The 17461-nt window shown below is 52.3% G+C and carries 10 protein-coding genes, 4 tRNA genes, 1 rRNA gene and 1 pseudogene; 2 read left to right on the top strand and 14 right to left on the bottom strand.

Annotated features, from left to right (window positions below; all coding sequences use genetic code 11):
• Nucleotides 1–122: 122 nt before the first annotated feature.
• The 5 genes from T260_RS125495 to T260_RS125480 form a co-directional block, all read right to left on the bottom strand.
• Entirely contained in the window at nucleotides 123–770 is a 648-nt protein-coding gene (locus T260_RS125495) for an SdpI family protein (protein WP_023634323.1), read from the bottom strand.
• Entirely contained in the window at nucleotides 757–1041 is a 285-nt protein-coding gene (locus tag T260_RS125490) for an autorepressor SdpR family transcription factor (protein WP_011231619.1), read from the bottom strand. The genes T260_RS125495 and T260_RS125490 overlap by 14 nt, the downstream gene beginning before the upstream one ends.
• 314 nt (nucleotides 1042–1355) lie before the next feature.
• Nucleotides 1356–3035, bottom strand: a complete 1680-nt coding sequence (locus T260_RS125485) for an acyl-CoA carboxylase subunit beta (RefSeq protein WP_023634324.1) — start codon at nucleotides 3033–3035, stop codon at nucleotides 1356–1358.
• A 58-nt stretch (nucleotides 3036–3093) separates the two neighbouring features.
• Nucleotides 3094–4995: an AMP-binding protein gene (locus tag T260_RS0120715; RefSeq protein WP_160164940.1), complete on the bottom strand. Its 1902-nt coding sequence runs from the start codon at nucleotides 4993–4995 to the stop codon at nucleotides 3094–3096.
• 249 nt (nucleotides 4996–5244) lie between these two features.
• Entirely contained in the window at nucleotides 5245–5760 is a 516-nt protein-coding gene (locus tag T260_RS125480) for a DoxX family protein (RefSeq protein ID WP_023634326.1), read from the bottom strand.
• Between the two features lie 474 nt (nucleotides 5761–6234).
• Between T260_RS125480 and hpaB the strand changes: the two genes are divergently transcribed.
• Nucleotides 6235–7680 (top strand): 4-hydroxyphenylacetate 3-monooxygenase, oxygenase component, encoded by a 1446-nt coding sequence (gene hpaB / locus T260_RS125475; protein ID WP_023634327.1) that lies wholly within the window; start codon nucleotides 6235–6237, stop codon nucleotides 7678–7680.
• A 145-nt stretch (nucleotides 7681–7825) separates the two neighbouring features.
• Here the strand turns inward: hpaB and T260_RS125470 are convergent, their stop codons facing one another.
• Nucleotides 7826–9262 (bottom strand): sodium/proline symporter, encoded by a 1437-nt coding sequence (locus T260_RS125470; protein WP_023634328.1) that lies wholly within the window; start codon nucleotides 9260–9262, stop codon nucleotides 7826–7828.
• A gap of 321 nt (nucleotides 9263–9583) precedes the next feature.
• On the opposite strand from T260_RS125470, the gene T260_RS125465 reads away from it, so the two are divergent.
• Nucleotides 9584–10825, top strand: a complete 1242-nt coding sequence (locus T260_RS125465; RefSeq protein ID WP_023634329.1) for an aminopeptidase — start codon at nucleotides 9584–9586, stop codon at nucleotides 10823–10825.
• Between the two features lie 103 nt (nucleotides 10826–10928).
• Here the strand turns inward: T260_RS125465 and T260_RS125460 are convergent, their stop codons facing one another.
• The 8 genes and pseudogenes from T260_RS125460 to T260_RS125425 form a co-directional block, all read right to left on the bottom strand.
• Nucleotides 10929–13742: a tetratricopeptide repeat protein gene (locus T260_RS125460; RefSeq protein WP_023634330.1), complete on the bottom strand. Its 2814-nt coding sequence runs from the start codon at nucleotides 13740–13742 to the stop codon at nucleotides 10929–10931.
• Nucleotides 13743–13975: 233 nt separating this feature from the next.
• Nucleotides 13976–14260: a hypothetical protein gene (locus tag T260_RS125455; protein ID WP_011231627.1), complete on the bottom strand. Its 285-nt coding sequence runs from the start codon at nucleotides 14258–14260 to the stop codon at nucleotides 13976–13978.
• Between the two features lie 335 nt (nucleotides 14261–14595).
• Nucleotides 14596–15233: pseudogene (locus T260_RS01000000138095) on the bottom strand (LysE family translocator).
• Between the two features lie 1149 nt (nucleotides 15234–16382).
• Nucleotides 16383–16459 (bottom strand) — tRNA-Arg (locus T260_RS125445).
• Nucleotides 16460–16981: 522 nt separating this feature from the next.
• A tRNA-Gly gene (locus T260_RS125440) sits at nucleotides 16982–17052 on the bottom strand.
• 102 nt (nucleotides 17053–17154) lie between these two features.
• Nucleotides 17155–17228: transfer RNA gene (locus tag T260_RS125435), tRNA-Arg, on the bottom strand.
• A gap of 10 nt (nucleotides 17229–17238) precedes the next feature.
• Nucleotides 17239–17310 (bottom strand) — tRNA-Gly (locus T260_RS125430).
• Between the two features lie 56 nt (nucleotides 17311–17366).
• A 23S ribosomal RNA gene (locus T260_RS125425) occupies nucleotides 17367–17461 on the bottom strand; the annotation flags it as partial.

Here is a 17461-nt window from a genome sequence, read left to right on the forward strand (position 1 = left end):
AAGCCTTCGTCAAAAACTGCGCCGAAAATCCGTACCATGCGAGACCAACTGGAACAAACAATGAAATGGCGAGCTGCACCGCCGCACCGATCACTCCCACGTCCTCTCCCCCTCCCGCTTATTTATGAACGGTTGCGCTGTTCTTGCTGCTCATAAAGAAACGATCGAACGATGAGATACAAATTGCCGACAACGATGATGACGAGAAACAAAACAGCCCTCATCTCTCCGCGCCAAAACGCGGTGAGCATCGACAAAATCCCCATCGCGGTAAATACTTTGCCGCCAAGACGGTGCGTTTTATGCCAAACCGTCTCACTCGCTAATGTCCACGGTGTGCGAATGCCAATGAAATAATTGTGTTTGATTTTCGGCATATAATTTCCGATGACAAGAAACAGACCGCCGATGCCAAGCGGCATGACCGCCCCAACATCGATGGAAAATCCAAGATTGTACGCCAACGTCACGGCATGCAGCGCCAAGAAAAAGCAGGAAAGCGCCGCATTGACAATACGATAGCTTTTTTGAAAGCGGCTGTAGTTGGCTTTTTTCGGATCAAACTTCGGCAATGCGCTCATGAAAATAAGGAGACCTGTCATCAATAGAGGCGGCAAAAACGCGCCAACCCATTTGTTGCTGAAGCCATCAGCTTCACCCGCTGCGTTCCAGTGAATCGCCACTTGATCCGGCAAATACGGAAGGGCGGCCAAACTCAAGAAATAAGCGAGAACCGTCAACACGATCGTCAGCCGGCTAACGTTCACCATGTCTCTCCCCCTTTTCGACAAAATCGTAAAACCAGCGAAGCAAATCTTGAAACACCGTCGTGTTCAGAGAGTAGTAGATATGCTGTCCCTCACGCCGGTCTTGCACCAAATCAGCCTGCTTGAGAATTTTCAAATGATGCGATACGCTCGGTTTTTGCATATCGAAATGCGAGGCGATTTCCCCTGCCGTCAAATCCCCTGTTCGCAACAAGGATAAAATTTTCCGGCGCGTCGGATCGGCGATCGCTTTAAACGCTTCGTTGAATGACATGGGTGATCCCACCTTGTGAACGATTTTTGGATGCGTCTTAAGGGGGGAGGCCACCGGGAGAGCTTTCATTTGTCGTTGCTTCTTATGCGCCAATGTGAACAGGTTTTCATACATGTATATAGTTAGATGTTTAGAAAAACATCTAAATATTGAATAAACGATTCGATATTAATTAAAGAATATTCCATTTCTATTCGACTGTCAATGTCTTTTCTGGCTTTCCCACGTAGATATCAGTGGAAAGGAGGGGGCACAACTAGGCGCAACCCCCTGAGTCCATGGTAACGTGGAGCTTGGCTTCCCACTGACTTCCGTTAAAACCCCGTCGGCCAAGCGGCGAGCAAGCGCTCGCTTTTTTCGCGCTTGGATGTAAGCAAATATTCAAGTGTCTGGCAAAGGAATTTTCTCGTCTCCGCCGGATGGATGACATCGTCGATCAAATGTTTGCGCGCCGCCCCATACGGCGAGCTGTCAAACGACCACTGCTTGAGCAGCTCCTGACGCCGCTCATGCGGGTTGTCGGCGCGTTCAAGCTCGCGGCCGTATACGACGTTGACGCCGACTTCCGGACCGGTGAAATTGATTTCCGCGCTCGGCCAAGCGACGACCACATCCGCTCCCATCCCCGGTCCGCACATATTGCCGTACGCCGCGCCAATGCTTTTGCGGATGACAACCGAAATTTTCGGGACAGTTGATAGAGCAAGCGCCTGATTCCACACCATGATTTTCGTCGCCATTTTCGCTTTTTCCGCCTCCACGCTGATGCGAAACCCCGGCGTGTCATGCAAAAAGATGAGCGGAATATGATACGAGTCGCACAAGCAAATGAATTCCGTCGCCTTTTGGCATTCCTGCGGCCCGGGCGCTCCTGCATATTGGTTGGGCTGATTGGCGATGATGCCGACCACATGACCGTTCAGATGCGCCAAAGCGGCGATCAGCGCCTTGCCGAATTGTTTCTGGTACTCAAAATAGTCCCCTTCATCAACAAGGCAGGCGATGATGTTTCGCATATCATAGACGCGGCTACGTTTGTCCGGCAAAATTGAAAACACTTCCTCAACCATCCGGTATGGGTCATCGTCCGTCTTCCGCATCGGCGGCCGCTCGTTCTCGTTTTGCGGCATGTATGAAAAAAACCTTTTTAGTTGCTCGATGCATTCTGCCTCTGTCTCGCCATCGGCGTCAATTTGCCCTGTATACTGGTGATGAATGTCTACGCCCCCAAGCTCTTCTGGAGAAACGCGTTGCCCGTTTGCCAGCTCGAGCATGCGCGGCCCAGCGATCGCCATGCATGTCCCCTTCAGTTGCGTGACAAAATCGCAGCTGACCGCCGTCCATGTCGGCCCACCGTAGCTGTCCCCCAAAATCGCCGCCATCGTCGGCACTTTCCGGTGGTGGGTGAGCAGCTCGCGTGGAAACAATTTGTCGCTGATCCCGTCCGACCCCATCCCGTCCGGCATGCGCAACCCGCCGCCTTCATGGAGGAAAAACATCGGCAAGCCATTGCGCACAGCCAACGCATGCATTTGCCGCGACTTGCGCAAATGAACGCTCCCCTCCGTTCCAGCAAGCACCGTTTTATCCCCGGCGATGATGACCGCCGGGCGGCCATTCACTTTACCGATGCCGGCGACGAGCCCGTCTCCATTTTTCGGCAAGATTTTGGTGTCCGGTNAATGAACGCTCCCCTCCGTTCCAGCAAGCACCGTTTTATCCCCGGCGATGATGACCGCCGGGCGGCCATTCACTTTACCGATGCCGGCGACGAGCCCGTCTCCATACGTCGTTTCTTCCAAACCGGGTTGGTCGGACGCATTCAGCTGTCCGAACTCGACAAAAGTTTTGGCATCCACAAGCAGGTCGATCCGCTCTCTGGCCGTCAGGAGCCCTTTCGCGTGCTGCTTGGCGATTTTCTCTTCTCCGCCGCCTAGCGCGGCGCGCGCTTTTTTCGCCATCAGTTCGTCTGTTAATTGCCGCAAATGTTTCATCGCGATCCCCCTTTGGCAGAAAAAGGCGGGGCGGCCCGCATCAAACCCCGCCGCTATGTTATTCTCTTGGCAGCAGCTTTCGCAATACTTTGCCTGACGGCGTCGCCGGCAATTCATCAATGAACTCGATATAACGCGGATACTTGAACGCCGCCATATGCGTTTTCGCCCATTCGATCAAGTCAGACGGCGCCACCCTTCCTTTGTACGAATCATGGAGAACGACAAACGCTTTCGGCACTTCCCCTTTCATCGGGTCAGGCACGCCGATGACCGCACATTGCTTGACGGCCGGATGTTCGTTCAACAGTGCCTCGACGTCTTCCGGAAAGACGCTGTAGCCGGACACTTTAATCATTTCTTTCAACCGCCCTTGGAAATACAAATAGCCGTCTTCATCGACATACCCGATATCGCCAGTGTACACCCACCCATCTTTCAGCGTCTCGCTCGTCGCGTCATCGCGGCGGAAGTAGCCTTGAAAAACCCCCGGATTTTTGACGACAATTTCCCCCGACTGTCCGGGCCCAAGCTCCCGTTTCGTTTCCGGATCGATGATGCGAATGTCCGTCTCATACGTCGGGATGCCGCACGAGCCAAATTTCACACGGTCATCCGGCATAAACGTGTCACACGTATGCGTCTCGCTCAGCCCGTAGGCGGCTTCGTACAACAGGCAGCCGCCGGTCGCTTCCGCCCACCTCTCGGCAAGGTCTTTCGTCACCGGCAGACCGAAGCTCGTCGCCAAGTTGCGTTTTAAACTTGACAAGTCGGCAGAGGTGGTTGACAGCACTTGCAAAATGGCCGCATTCATCGGCGCGATGCTGTACCATGCCGTGACTTTGTACGTTTCGATGGCTTTGATCGTCGCCATCGGATCAAAGCGGGTAAACAGCACGCATGGATGTCCCGTGTACACCGGCGTATTCAGTCCCATCACCATGCCGGCAATATGGCAAAGCGGGGAATGGGCCATAAGCTGTTCGCGTTTTTCCGTCAGCCGGTTCGCTTGGGCGGATGCGGCCGTCTTAAATAGCGCATTGCCATAGGTGAGCATCGCTCCTTTCGGCCGACCGGTCGTACCCGATGTAAAAATGATCAACCCGACATCGTTCCATAAGTCAATAGAAGCGGTCTCATCAAGCGGCGGATAGGCGGCGATGATGGCCGCAAAATCGTCCGCGGCGCTCATCGCCTCTTTCGGTTGCACAAGCTCGGCGCAAAGCGGGATGCCCCCTGCCGGATCGGCGTAATCGCCGTAGTGGCACGTTACGATAAACGACAGAGGCGCCGTTTGTTGTTCAGCTTGTTGAATGCGGGATAATCCTTCTTCCCCAGCGATGATGCCGACAAGCGGCACTTCAGCGAAAAAATAGGCGAGCTCCGATTCCCGGTACATCGGGTTGAGCGGGACGANAAAATCGTCCGCGGCGCTCATCGCCTCTTTCGGTTGCACAAGCTCGGCGCAAAGCGGGATGCCCCCTGCCGGATCGGCGTAATCGCCGTAGTGGCACGTTACGATAAACGACAGAGGCGCCGTTTGTTGTTCAGCTTGTTGAATGCGGGATAATCCTTCTTCCCCAGCGATGATGCCGACAAGCGGCACTTCAGCGAAAAAATAGGCGAGCTCCGATTCCCGGTACATCGGGTTGAGCGGGACGACGACGCCGCCTAACTGCTGGATGGCGAAGTGGGCGATGATGTATTGCGGACAGTTTTGCATGTACAAGGCGACATAGCTCCCTTTCCTCACCCCTTTTTCCTGCAAATAGCGGGCAAACCGGCGGACGTGATCCAGCAATGTTCCCCAAGTGACCACCTTGTTGTAGAAGATGTACGCCGGCTCGTTTTCCTCGCGTTCACCGCGGTGACGCAAATAATGATAAAGCGGATGTTCGCCGAGCACATAGCGGAGCTCCTTCGGCAATCCGCTCGGCCAATACGGGGGCGTTTGGTTCACCTGTTTCACCATCCTTCGACAGAATACTGAATAGTCAGTATTTTTCGCTTAGAAAACGCTTTCTCCCAATTGTTCATGTCCTCTGCTTCATCCATATGAAATAATTTCGCCGTCATTCGCCGATTTCCTTTTTTGAACGACCCATCATTTTCACCGCCATGGCAAACGGCCGCCCCCTTCCACGTTGGAGAAGGAGCAGCCGTTAGGAAAAGGAGGAAAGCCGGAGCAGCTTACGCGGCTTGACGGCGGTCATTTATGCGCTGCGGCCGGGCGATGTGGACGATGCGTTTTATCCGTCCACCAATGGCGGAGATATGGCAGCACCCAATGATCGAAACCGTAGCGTCCGGCATTGGCTCCGGCGACGAGGATGAAGACGGTGAGCAGCACCATTTGCGGGTTCGTGCTCGTCGTGCCCGAGAACATGAAGGCGAAGTTCATGACAGCTCCCATGAGTGCGGCAAAAGTCGTAAACAATCCGAGAATGAGCGCGATCCCGACGAGAAATTCACCCCATGGCACGAGGAAGTTGAACAATCCGACATTCGGCAGCGCCACGTTGTCGATAAATGCCGCCCACCAACTTTGCACGGCCGGGTGTTCGCCTGTGGCTTTCGCCAGCGCTCCTTTTAAAAACCCTGTGGCGTCAAAACCGTGCGTGATTTTTCCCCACCCTGCTGTCATCCATTCATATCCTAAATACAAGCGGAACAGCACCGTCAACACCGACGCCGTGATGTGTTCGCGCAACCATTTGACAACCATTTTGTTCCTCCCCTTTCATTTTGGAAGATCTTCCTTACACTTTTATCGTACTCCTTTTTCCGCTAAATGAAATGGATTTGTTCACTATTTCACAATATGTTCGAAAAGTTGTGGCGAAATGGCGAATTGCTGCTGCTCGCAAAATATAAACGACCCCCGCGTTTCATGAGGGGGCAACAGCGGCCGTCGAAGCAGTACGGGTGGACGTTGAACGGCTGGCCATTCCGTACCGTTCATTGCCCGCTGCCAGTTACGTCACCGTCAGTGTTAGAGCCGCCATAACCATCCCGTAGCCGGATGAACACGCTAAGACGCTTTTTTTCCCTTGCCAATCAGGCGCTTTACCGAGCTAAACAAAACGGGCGCAACCGAGTAGAAGTGGCCTGCTTTGTTCATGAGTGAATCTCCTCCCCTTTTTCTTAGGTGTGCATACAATGGCCATAAACGGTTTGGCGGAAAAAGGGGATGATAATGATGGCCATTATTCGCGGAGACCAATATATCGAGCGAATCGACAACCTTCAATCCAATATATGGATTAACGGCCAACAGGTGAGAGGAAAGTTGTCGGAACACCCGGCCTTCGCCGGCGTAATCCGAAGCCAAGCCCGCTTATATGACGCCCAGCACAATCCAAACAAACAGCCGGTGCTGACGTTCCGCACATCGACGGGGGAACTGGCCGGCGCGGCGTTTTTGCGGCCGACGACAAAAGACGATCTCGAACACCGGCGCCTGGCGTTCCAAGAATGGGCGCGCTTGACAGCGGGGATGATGGGTCGATCTCCCGACTACATGAACACCGCCGTGATGGCGCTCGCTTCCGCGGCCGACTTTTTCGGACAGCAGCACCCGTCCTACGCCGAACATATCGAACGCCTCTATGAGCGGGCGATCAACAACGACTTGTCGTTTACCCATACGTTTGTCAATCCGCAAGTGAACCGTTCCCTCGGCTATATGGAAGAAGACGGCGAGCCGATCGCCGCCAAAGTGATCCGCGAAACGACAGACGGACTCGTCATCAAAGGCGCGCGCCTGCTCGCCACCCAAGGCGGCATGACTGACGAACTTCTCGTTTTGCCAGCCGGCGGGACGCTTCTTGGCGATGAATACATGTACGCGTTTTCGATTCCGAGCAACACGCCGGGGTTGAAGTTCATCTGCCGCCCTTCTTTTGCTGCTGGCGCCTCTTCGTTTGACGCCCCGCTCAGCGCGCACTTTGATGAAATCGACGCCATTGTTGTATTTGACGATGTGCTCGTTCCATGGGATCGGGTATTTTTCTACAAAGACGCATGGGTGGCCAAAGAACTAGATGAAGAAACCCATTTGGCGATCATGCTGCTGCACCAAGTGCTGGCGCGGCGCATCGTGAAAACCGAGTTTTTCCTTGGAACGGTGGAGCTGCTCAGCGAGGCCATCCAAATTGGCGGATACCAGCATGTGCAAGAAAAAATCGGGGAAATCGCCGCCGCCCTTGAAGCGCTTCGGGCGATGCTTCTCGCTGCCGAGCTCCAAGCGAAACCGGACCGGCGCGGCACCATGGTGCCCGATCCTGCCCCGCTTTACGCCGCTGCCTTTTTATACCCGCGCTTGTACCCGCGTTTTGTCGACATCGTTCAGCTGCTTGGCGCCAGCGGGCTTGTTTGTCTGCCAACGGAAGCGGATTTCTCCTCTCCGCTCCGACCGGATTTGGAGCGGTATTTGCAGGCAGCGACGCTTCCGGCCGAACAGCGGGTGCAGCTATTCCGCTTCGCCTGGGATTTGGCGATGAGCGCCTTCGGGACGCGGCAGACGCTGTACGAACGGTTTTTCTTCGGCGATCCTGCCCGGTTTGCGACAACCTTTTACCATCGTTACGACCGGGAGGCATGCGCCCAAATGGTGCGACGGTTTTTGGACAGCGAACAACGTTGACAAAACGGCAACCAACACAGCACCAGGCCGGCATAAACGCCCGCCTTTTCTTCAAAGAGGCTGGATATCATCAAGCGTTCCGTCTAGAAAAAAGGTGTCCCGCCTCTTTCGGGACACCCTCATGCTAACGCATTGACGTGATCGATCACATCGTCCGCTGACGATCAGGAAACAACAAGCTGAACAGCACCCCGGCCACCAGCGCAATGGCAAACGTCGTAAACCGTGAACTGATGATAGCCTCAAGCGGCGAGGAAATCCAGATGACCGTGCTGACAAAACCGGCAAGGATCGTGGCGATGGCGCCGATTCCGGAATATCTTTTCCAGAAGAAAGAAAGCAAAATCGCCGGCGACAGCGTGCAGCCGATTCCCGCCCACGCCCAGCTGACAATGAAATACACAAGCGATTCGGATGTCATCGCCAGCACCAAGCCAAGCAACCCGGCGATGACCACCACCGCGCGGGAAAGGGCGACAAGCTGCCTTTCCGACAGGCGGAGGCGCAGCGAGCGGCGGACAATATCTTCGCTGATGGAGCTCGTGATCACCAGCAGCTGCGAATCGGCCGTTGTCACGATGGCGGCCAAAATGCCGGATAACAGCAGCCCGGCCAACCATGGCGGCAACAAGTCCAACACCATTTTCGGCAGCACGGTCTCGACATCGGTGAATGATTGTCCTTGGTAAAGGGCAATCGCCGCAAGGCCGATCAAAAACGCTCCGCCATACGCCAATAATGTCCAAACGATCGCCACTGTTTTGGCCGTTTTCGCCTCGCGGGCGTCTTTCAACGCCATGAAGCGGACGCTCAGTTGCGGCTGTCCGCCAAGATAGCCGAAAAACCAGGCAAAATTGTTAAACAGCAATAGCCCGAGCGCAAATCCAGTGACTCCCCCCGTCCATGAATCGAGGCCCGGTTTTGCGTGATGGAGCGCTTCACTGATCGACAAGCCACCACTGTAAATTTCCACCACTGCCACGATAGGCAAAATCACGAGCGTCGCCAGCATGAGCACACTTTGAATCATATCCGTCCAGACGACGCTGACAAATCCGCCGGTGTATGACAAGATAATGACAATCGCCACGCTGATGACCATGCCAAGCGCTGGGTCGATATGGAAAACGGTAAACAATGTCTTGCCCGCTCCGGCAATTTGTGCGCTGAAATAAAACATCATAAAGCTAAAAATAAGGACGGTCGCAAGCCATAAAATTGTTTGCCCATGCGCGCCGAACCGTTTCGCTAAATAGCCGGGCAAGGTCAGCGCACCGTACCGCTCCGCCTCTTGGCGAAACCGGTCAGCCAAAAAAAGCCAGGCGCCGATAATGCCGATCACAATGCCCACCGCCACCCAAATCGCGGAAAGACCGCTCGCAAACACAAACCCCGTGTAGCCAAGCAACAGCCACGCCGATTCCCCCGTCGCCCGCTCGGAAAACGCGAGCGCCCAACCGGGAAGTTTTTTTCCGCCAAGCAAAAAGTCGGAATGGCTCATCTCCTTTTTCCCATACCAATAGCCAAGCGCTGCCATCACAAGACAATACAGCACGAGTTCCGCCAAGATGATGCCATTCATTGTTTCTCCCCCTCGCTATATTGTTTGCCTCACGACACCACCGCCCACCGTTTCCCCCGTAAAAAAACCGACATTGCCATCGAACGAAGACGACAATGCCGGTGCAGCCAATAAAAGTGCAGCTTCATGACTTATTTATTTCATTACTACCATTATGACGATAAGAAGCGATTTATGCCGGTTTGCTTTTTTAAATCCTAACTCAACTCGTTGTCACCTTTCTTTTCCTTAGGCAGTCATCACGTTTCGTTGTTCAAAAAGTTGCGAAACGCATCGTCATGTAATAAAGTGGACTTGACACCAAAAAAAGGAGTGAACGATATGGATCGCTGGGAAAACGAGTTACACAAATACGCTGAATTGGCCGTGAAAGTCGGCGTCAACATTCAGCCTGGGCAAACGCTGTTCGTCAACGCCCCGCTCGAGGCGGCGCCGCTCGTCCGCAAAATCGCCAAAACCGCGTACGAAACCGGGGCGAAACACGTGTATGTCGAGTGGAACGACGAGGCGCTTACTTACATTAAATTTCACTACGCCCCAGAGGAAGCGTTTTCCGAGTATCCGATGTGGCGGGCGAGAGCGATGGAAGAACTCGCCGAACAAGGCGCTGCCTTTTTATCCATTTACGCCCCGAACCCGGACTTATTGAAAGATGTTGATCCGAAGCGGATCGCCACCGCCAATAAAACGGCCGCCCAAGCGCTCGCCAACTACCGGAGCGCCATTATGGCCGATCGGAACTGCTGGTCGCTCATTTCCGTCCCCACACCGGCGTGGGCGCAAAAAGTATTTGGCGATCTGCGTGATGAAGAAGCCATCGACAAATTATGGGAAGCGATTTTCCGCATCACCCGCATCGACCAAGACGATCCGATCGCTGCCTGGCGCGAACATAACGATCGGCTCGCCCGCATCGTCGATTACTTAAACAACAAGCAATACAAACAGCTCGTTTACGAAGCGCCCGGCACCAATCTCACGGTCGAACTCGTCGACGGGCACGTCTGGCACGGCGGCGCGGCGACGAGTCAAAGCGGCGTGCGCTTCAATCCCAACATCCCGACCGAAGAAGTGTTTACCATGCCGCATAAAGACGGCGTCAACGGCACGGTGCGCAACACGAAGCCGCTCAATTACAACGGCAACGTGATCGATGGGTTTACGCTCACGTTCAAAGACGGTCAAGTCGTCGACTTCAGCGCCGAACAAGGATATGAGACGCTTAAGCATTTGCTTGACACCGATGACGGGGCGCGCCGCCTCGGGGAAGTCGCCCTCGTGCCGCACCAATCGCCGGTGTCGCTGTCCAATCTCATTTTTTACAACACGCTGTTTGACGAAAACGCCGCTTGCCATTTGGCGCTCGGCAAGGCGTATCCGACCAATATCGAGAACGGCGCTTCATTGTCCAAAGACGAACTCGACCGTCGCGGCGTCAACGACAGCCTCGTCCACGTCGACTTTATGATCGGCTCAGCTGATCTGAACATTGACGGCGTGACGAAAGACGGGAAGCGAGAGCCGATTTTCCGCAGCGGCAACTGGGCATTCGAACTGGCGTAATCGGTTTCGCCAGCTCTAAACAATAAGGCTGCGCCAAACGAGCGGCCAGACCCGACCGTTGGCGCAGCCTTATTCCGTTCAAGCACGGTTTCACACGGAACGATCAGACCGAACCGATGGGGTTGTTTTCATCCTGCCGCAAGTGCACAGCGGCAGATGCCGCCTGCGCCAGCTGCTCGCATTGCCGCAAACGAATGCCAAAGAGCACGAGCGGGTCGCGGTACGCCTCAGGGTTTTTGCGCATATGTTTGAGCTCGCCTTCCTGGGCAGCGATCTCCAGCTCCAGCCGTTTCAACGTTTCATCGAGCGCCGTCAATGGCGCATGGAAAAATTGAGTGACATCACGCTCAAGCGATTTGGCAAACCATTCAAACGGCAGCAACAACTGCTGGATGATCGCCTCCACCACCTCAGCGTAATCTTGCGTCTGGATCAACTGCTTATACTTTTGCGCCAGCATCGCCTTGTTTTGCGCAAAGGCACCGAGCAGTTTGCCCGCCCCTTTCAACAGCAGCTGGCTTGGCGTTCTCCGCAAGAAAACGTTCACCTTGTCAATTTGCACCCCGTTGATCAACCGATCCGTATCGCGCCGCCAATCGGCGAGAAGGCGAAAATCGCATTCGAGCTTGAGCCGTTCCTGGCCGAACATGGCGTTAAACCCTTCGCCCATTTCATGCAAAAACACCTGGCATTCGTTGAATTCGTCTTCCGTCGCTGCAATCCACTGTTCCATGGCGCGGCGCAGCTTTGGCAGCGCCTCTTCATCAAGGTAAGCGCGAAGCCGTTCGTTCGCTTTGTCGTTCAGTTCAAGATGCAAGCGGGAAAAATCGCTGTCTTCGCTCACAAGATCCGCCATGCTGCGCAACAGATCGGGAATCGCCGTCAACAGCTCGCCCCGCATTTCCGCCAAGACGGTGTGGAACGACTTTGCCGTTTTGGCCGTTTTCTCCTCTTGCAGGTCGCCAAGCTGATGAATGGCGCCGCTGAGTTTGGCCGCCATTTCTTTTTTCCATACGACCAGCTCCGCCAGTCGACTTTCCGCCTCGGCTCGCTGCCGGAACAAATGAGCGATGAACTGGCGGATCGTCGTTAAAATCGCTTCCTCGCGGCGGACAGGGGACACGCATCGGCGCATCTCCTCAAGCCAGCCGACGAGGGCTTGCTGCTGCTTGCGGCTTGGCGCATGCGGCGAATAGACCATGACATTGGCTTCCGGAACGATCGTACGAACGTGCGCTTCCACTTCCTCAACGATTCTCGCCGTCTCCTCTTCATCCACCATCCCGTCGCCCGGAGGAAGCAAAACGTACATCGGCGCAGACGGCGCCCGCTCGCGAAGCTGCAGCATCAACTGTTCATCGGCGCTAGAAAACGGATCCTCGCCGTTGAGAAGAAAAAGAATGCTGTCAGCAAGCGAAAACGACACAAGCGCTTCATGGTCGGATGAAGCGCGCCCGCCGAGCGGGCCGATATCCAACAAGACAATCCCTTGCGGCACGAGTGAAAACGGCGCCGTGCATTCAATGACAGCGTCATCGGAGAATCGGCTTCCGCGGCCGCCCGTTGCCTGTTGAAATTCGTCAATGCTCGAAAAAACGGTAAACTGGTCGTCGCTGATTTTCGCGACTTCCATCTCCCCGCCGTTTCTCCACGCAAGCACCGGCGCAGATGGCGCCGCCAACGCTGCCTCGCCGACCAACGTCCGCAAAAACGCCAACCGCTCATGGCGCGACGCCCCAGCGACCAAAACGAAATGCGTCCGCGAATCAGACAGCTGCCGCACGAACCAGCGGAAGCGGAAATGCGAGCCCGCCCGCTGCTCTTCCGCCCAATCGGCAATTTCTTCAAATAGCGACACACCCGCTTCCCCAGCTTGCCGTTTCGCATGGACGAGCCGCTTAGCGGCGTCGTTGACCGTCTCTTCTTCAAACGCCTCAGGAAATTTCTCACTCCACGCCAACAAGGCAGCCGCGGCCACCGCTGTCTCCGGACCGTCGGCTAAACTCACCCAGCTTTTGACAAGCGGTGGCACCACTTCCACCAACTCTTTCAATCGGTACGGGCCTTTCATCAATCCTGCATAGGCTTCCCCTAAAAGGACAGGAATTCGCTTCCAGTCGTAGTCGCGGCCGATCGGCAACTCATCATAGAGGCGATTCCACTCCGCGAGCCACGAAAAATAGAGGTCACCATCCCGATAACCGTTCCATAGCGCCTGCACAAGCCGTTCAAACTTCACCCGATCCGTTTCGTACAACAGCGCCAGGCAGCGTGAAAACCGCGCAGGCGCCATCGTTCGCGCATGTCCTTGTTCCACATAACCGGTCAAGATGTCCGCCCAGCGGCGCGCCGACGTCCGCACCGCCTCTCCTAAAGCAAGCTCGACGGCGCTTTCCCAATCACCTTGCTCCTCGAAAAAGGCGCGCGCCCATTCGGTCATGTTCGGATAATCCGGATACAACGTCACACCGCGCTTAATCATATCATCCGCTTTCGCGTTTTCCCCCAACTCACGGTAGAGCGAAAACAGGCGCAAAATGATTTCCGCATGCAACGTTTCGCTTTCCGTCTCAATCGAACGGTACAGCTCCTCGGCCAGCTCGAGCCGTCCAAGCTCATAGTAGCTGTCGGCGATATTTTTTTGCGCCCACGGGCGCAAATCGTCGTGATGGACTTGTTCCCATTTAAAGATCGCCGCTTCGTAGTCGCGGCGGTGGAAATACACTTCCCCTTGGGCAAAGCGAATCGACGACAAATCAGCGCCATCCCGATGCGCCGTGAAAAACATATCGCCAAGCGCGCTGACAACGTCGCGTTCCCCCGCCTCGACGAGCGTCTCGTAAAATGTTTTATGAACAAGTTGCTGTTCAAACCCCATGTCGATCACCTGACTCGTATATTTGCCATGCATGTTCATTGTATGGCACGTTTTCTAATTTTATTTCTATCCTATACATTTTAACAAACTTTCGCCGCCATGAACGTTTCAATTTGTTTTCATTTGCGAGACAAAATTCGACCCAATATGCGATGAGGCCAACCAAAGGAACTTTCAATGGTGGTTACGGCCACGAACCACTTTGTTCTTTTACGTCTACAAATGCTAAAAAGACGAGGGAAAATAAAAAAGCACGTAACCATTCGAGTAGGTTAAGTGCTTCTCGTCGACAATTTCTTAATCGTTTGATATTTTTCCTCTACTTTGTTCCTCAGCTCTTCTTCTCCGATATACTCATCGTCGTCCTCTCTATGAAGAGGGTTAGGCTCATACCAGCCGCACGCTTCCGAAATATCATCAAACGCGTCGATGTACTTTTCGTCTAAATCTCCATCATCGAAATAAGATGCATATATAGCAGGAAAATCATAAGAAAATTGCTCTGGCGGCAAATTTCCTTCAAGATCGTCTTCGATGCACTGCAACAAATCATCCATCGATTTCCCTCCAATCTTTTTTTGGATTCTTTCTAGAAAGCTGGTGATTTAGTGAAGAAGGTTGATGGCCCACCTATTTTTCAATTAGAGAAACTTTGACAAACGGGCTTGCGATTCTGATCCAACGCCGTTGATTTGCCCGCAACGCCCCGTTTTTCACCGGGCTTCTAGTAACAATACTAACAATTTCGCCAGTATCATTAGCTTGTATGACAGCTATACCGTCTTTAAAATACACCGTTGTTCGCATATCTAGCGTGGCCAAAAGTATGGGAAATTCAAACAGAACACAATCAAGTAATCGTATTGATCGAGGTATCTTTTGATGCCAAAAATTATATCATATGTAGCAACGTTTTAAAGGCTCTATATCCAAAGCTTATACCAAATCCAATCAAAGAAATCCCTGCAGCAACAGATAACCATTTTAGCCACTTTTGACTTATCATTTTTCTTCCCAAATGTACAGAGAGTGCTACTGTAAAATCCCATAATGCGATCCCCAGAAATATCGCACTACTTTTAGCAAGTGCATGATACCTTTCAATAGAATTCAATTCCATCGCTAATACAGATCCATAGATGCTAACCCAAAAAACAATATTAAGTGGATTCGATATAGCTATAAAGAAGCCAGAAAGATATGATTTGAATAAACCTTCTTTGTTAACCTCTCCGGTTATTTCAACCTTTTTAAATGCCTCCTTTATGCTATCATAACCCAAATAACACAAAATGAAGAAACCAGAAAACCACATGATGAGCTGTACAACAGATTTTGTTAAAAAACGGATAAGCCAAAAAAGATGGCAAACATTAGTACTATATCCGCTGACATTCCTCCCAATCCGACAACCCATGAATGAAAAAATCCGTACTTTATTCCCCGCTTCACCATTTCTATGTTAATAGGACCAATCGGAATTGATAAAGATAAGCCAAGAAGAACCGAAGCAAAAAAACTACTTAGCATATATTCATCTCTCCTTTTTTAATGGACACCTCATTTCGACCTGATCTAGAGCAATTCCTGTCTTAGTTAACATAGAACCACCTCCCAAAATTACTTAATATTTCCTTCAATACAAATAATAACACTAATCATTTTTTTATTCAATATTTATAATTATAATACAAATATAATTAACATTCTCTTCATAATATCTTAATGTAAATTAGCACATTATTTCAGAATCCCTTTTTCAAATTATTTCAGGAGGATTCGGAAATCATGTGCAAAATTTTTACGGATTATTCTGGATTTTGCACATTCTTTCGGAACGTTTGCACGCTCTTTCAAATGAAGATTTCTACTCTCACATCATAGACGAGAAGGAACAAAAAGAATCGCGGCAGGTAGATCAAACCATGATGGAACTCTATAATGCCCTGTGATCACCGTGCAAAATTCGTGCAAAATTTTTTCGGATCCTATCGTTTTTTTCGGGATTCCCAAAAAATGAAAAACGACCGCAAACGCGATCGTATCAAGGGTTTTGAGGATTTTAACCGGAACGAATCGTATGTAAGTGGCGTCCCAGGAGAGACTCGAACTCCCGACCGACGGCTTAGGGCCGATGCCCCTTCCTCTACAAGCTTACTCGAAGAAGATGGATGCGTCGGGGCAACTCGCAGTTGTTTCAAAGAAGCTATTGCTCGTTGCTCTATCCTGCTGAGCTGCTGGGACATCATCAACAGGACACCCCAACATTCCCGCTGCCCCTTCCTCTACAAGCCGATTCGAAGAAGCCCGATGCGTCGGGGCAACTCGCAGTTGTTTCAAAGAAGCTATTGCTCGTTGCTCTATCCTGCTGAGCTGCTGGGACATCATCGACAGAACACTCCAATATTCCCACTGTCGGCTCTTATAACCAAATAAAAAATTCCCCTCNGAAGAAGCCCGATGCGTCGGGGCAACTCGCAGTTGTTTCAAAGAAGCTATTGCTCGTTGCTCTATCCTGCTGAGCTGCTGGGACATCATCGACAGAACACTCCAATATTCCCACTGTCGGCTCTTATAACCAAATAAAAAATTCCCCTCTCGCACATGGAATCAATCTTCTTTCCTGGCGATCGGAGAACTTCGTTCCAGCGCCTTTTGCGCGTTCTTTTTGTATGGAAATGGCGTCCCAGGAGAGACTCGAACTCCCGACCGACGGCTTAGAAGGCCGCTGCTCTATCCTACTGAGCTACTGGGACATAGTAATCATGATGACACTCTCATTATTCCGCTGCCCCTTCCTCTACAAGCCGATTCGAAGAAGCCCGATGCGTCGGGGCAACTCGCAGTTGTTTCAAAGAAGCTATTGCTCGTTGCTCTATCCTGCTGAGCTGCTGGGACATAATCAACAGGACACCCCAACATTCCCGCTGTNCGCTGCTCTATCCTACTGAGCTACTGGGACATAGTAATCATGATGACACTCTCATTATTCCGCTGCCCCTTCCTCTACAAGCCGATTCGAAGAAGCCCGATGCGTCGGGGCAACTCGCAGTTGTTTCAAAGAAGCTATTGCTCGTTGCTCTATCCTGCTGAGCTGCTGGGACATAATCAACAGGACACCCCAACATTCCCGCTGTCCCTTCCTCTACAAGCCTACTCAAGGAAGCTTGGTGCATCAGGACAACTCGGAGCCATTTCGAAGATGACTTTGCTCGTTGCCCTATCCTGCTGAGCTGCTGGAACAATATCCATACGATATTCACGATAAAATAAAGGAAAGCGGGTGATGGGAATCGAACCCACGACTTCAGCTTGGGAAGCTGAGGTTTTACCATTAAACTACACCCGCATGATCAATATCATTAGGACTTGTCTTAGAAACGACTGCAATAAAAATATAATCGCTAATTGTTTTTTTTGTCAATATCTTTTTTTGAAGTTAGTTAATAAACGCGCTCGAGAGGATTCGAACCCCTAACCTTCTGATCCGTAGTCAGATGCTCTATCCAATTGAGCTACGAGCGCATGATGGAAAAGCGGAAGACGGGACTCGAACCCGCGACCCCCACCTTGGCAAGGTGGTGTTCTACCACTGAACTACTTCCGCATCATGAGAAGAATTCATTCCTTCAAAACTAGATAACCGTCGGAAGAAGCCGCTTATAGGTCAAGCCCTCGATCGATTAGTATCCGTCAGCTCCACGTGTCGCCACGCTTCCACCTCGGACCTATCGACCTCGTCATCTTCGAGGGATCTT

Source organism: Geobacillus thermopakistaniensis, assembly GCF_000498995.1.
Taxonomy (GTDB): domain Bacteria; phylum Bacillota; class Bacilli; order Bacillales; family Anoxybacillaceae; genus Geobacillus; species Geobacillus thermoleovorans.

Coding starts and splice junctions, on each gene's coding strand:
- T260_RS125495 (WP_023634323.1), bottom strand. CDS start 770: ATGGTGAACGTTAGCCGGCTGACGATCGTGTTGACGGTTCTCGCTTAT.
- T260_RS125490 (WP_011231619.1), bottom strand. CDS start 1,041: ATGTCATTCAACGAAGCGTTTAAAGCGATCGCCGATCCGACGCGCCGG.
- T260_RS125480 (WP_023634326.1), bottom strand. CDS start 5,760: ATGGTTGTCAAATGGTTGCGCGAACACATCACGGCGTCGGTGTTGACG.
- hpaB (WP_023634327.1), top strand. CDS start 6,235: ATGGCCATTATTCGCGGAGACCAATATATCGAGCGAATCGACAACCTT.
- T260_RS125470 (WP_023634328.1), bottom strand. CDS start 9,262: ATGAATGGCATCATCTTGGCGGAACTCGTGCTGTATTGTCTTGTGATG.
- T260_RS125465 (WP_023634329.1), top strand. CDS start 9,584: ATGGATCGCTGGGAAAACGAGTTACACAAATACGCTGAATTGGCCGTG.
- T260_RS125460 (WP_023634330.1), bottom strand. CDS start 13,742: ATGAACATGCATGGCAAATATACGAGTCAGGTGATCGACATGGGGTTT.
- T260_RS125455 (WP_011231627.1), bottom strand. CDS start 14,260: ATGGATGATTTGTTGCAGTGCATCGAAGACGATCTTGAAGGAAATTTG.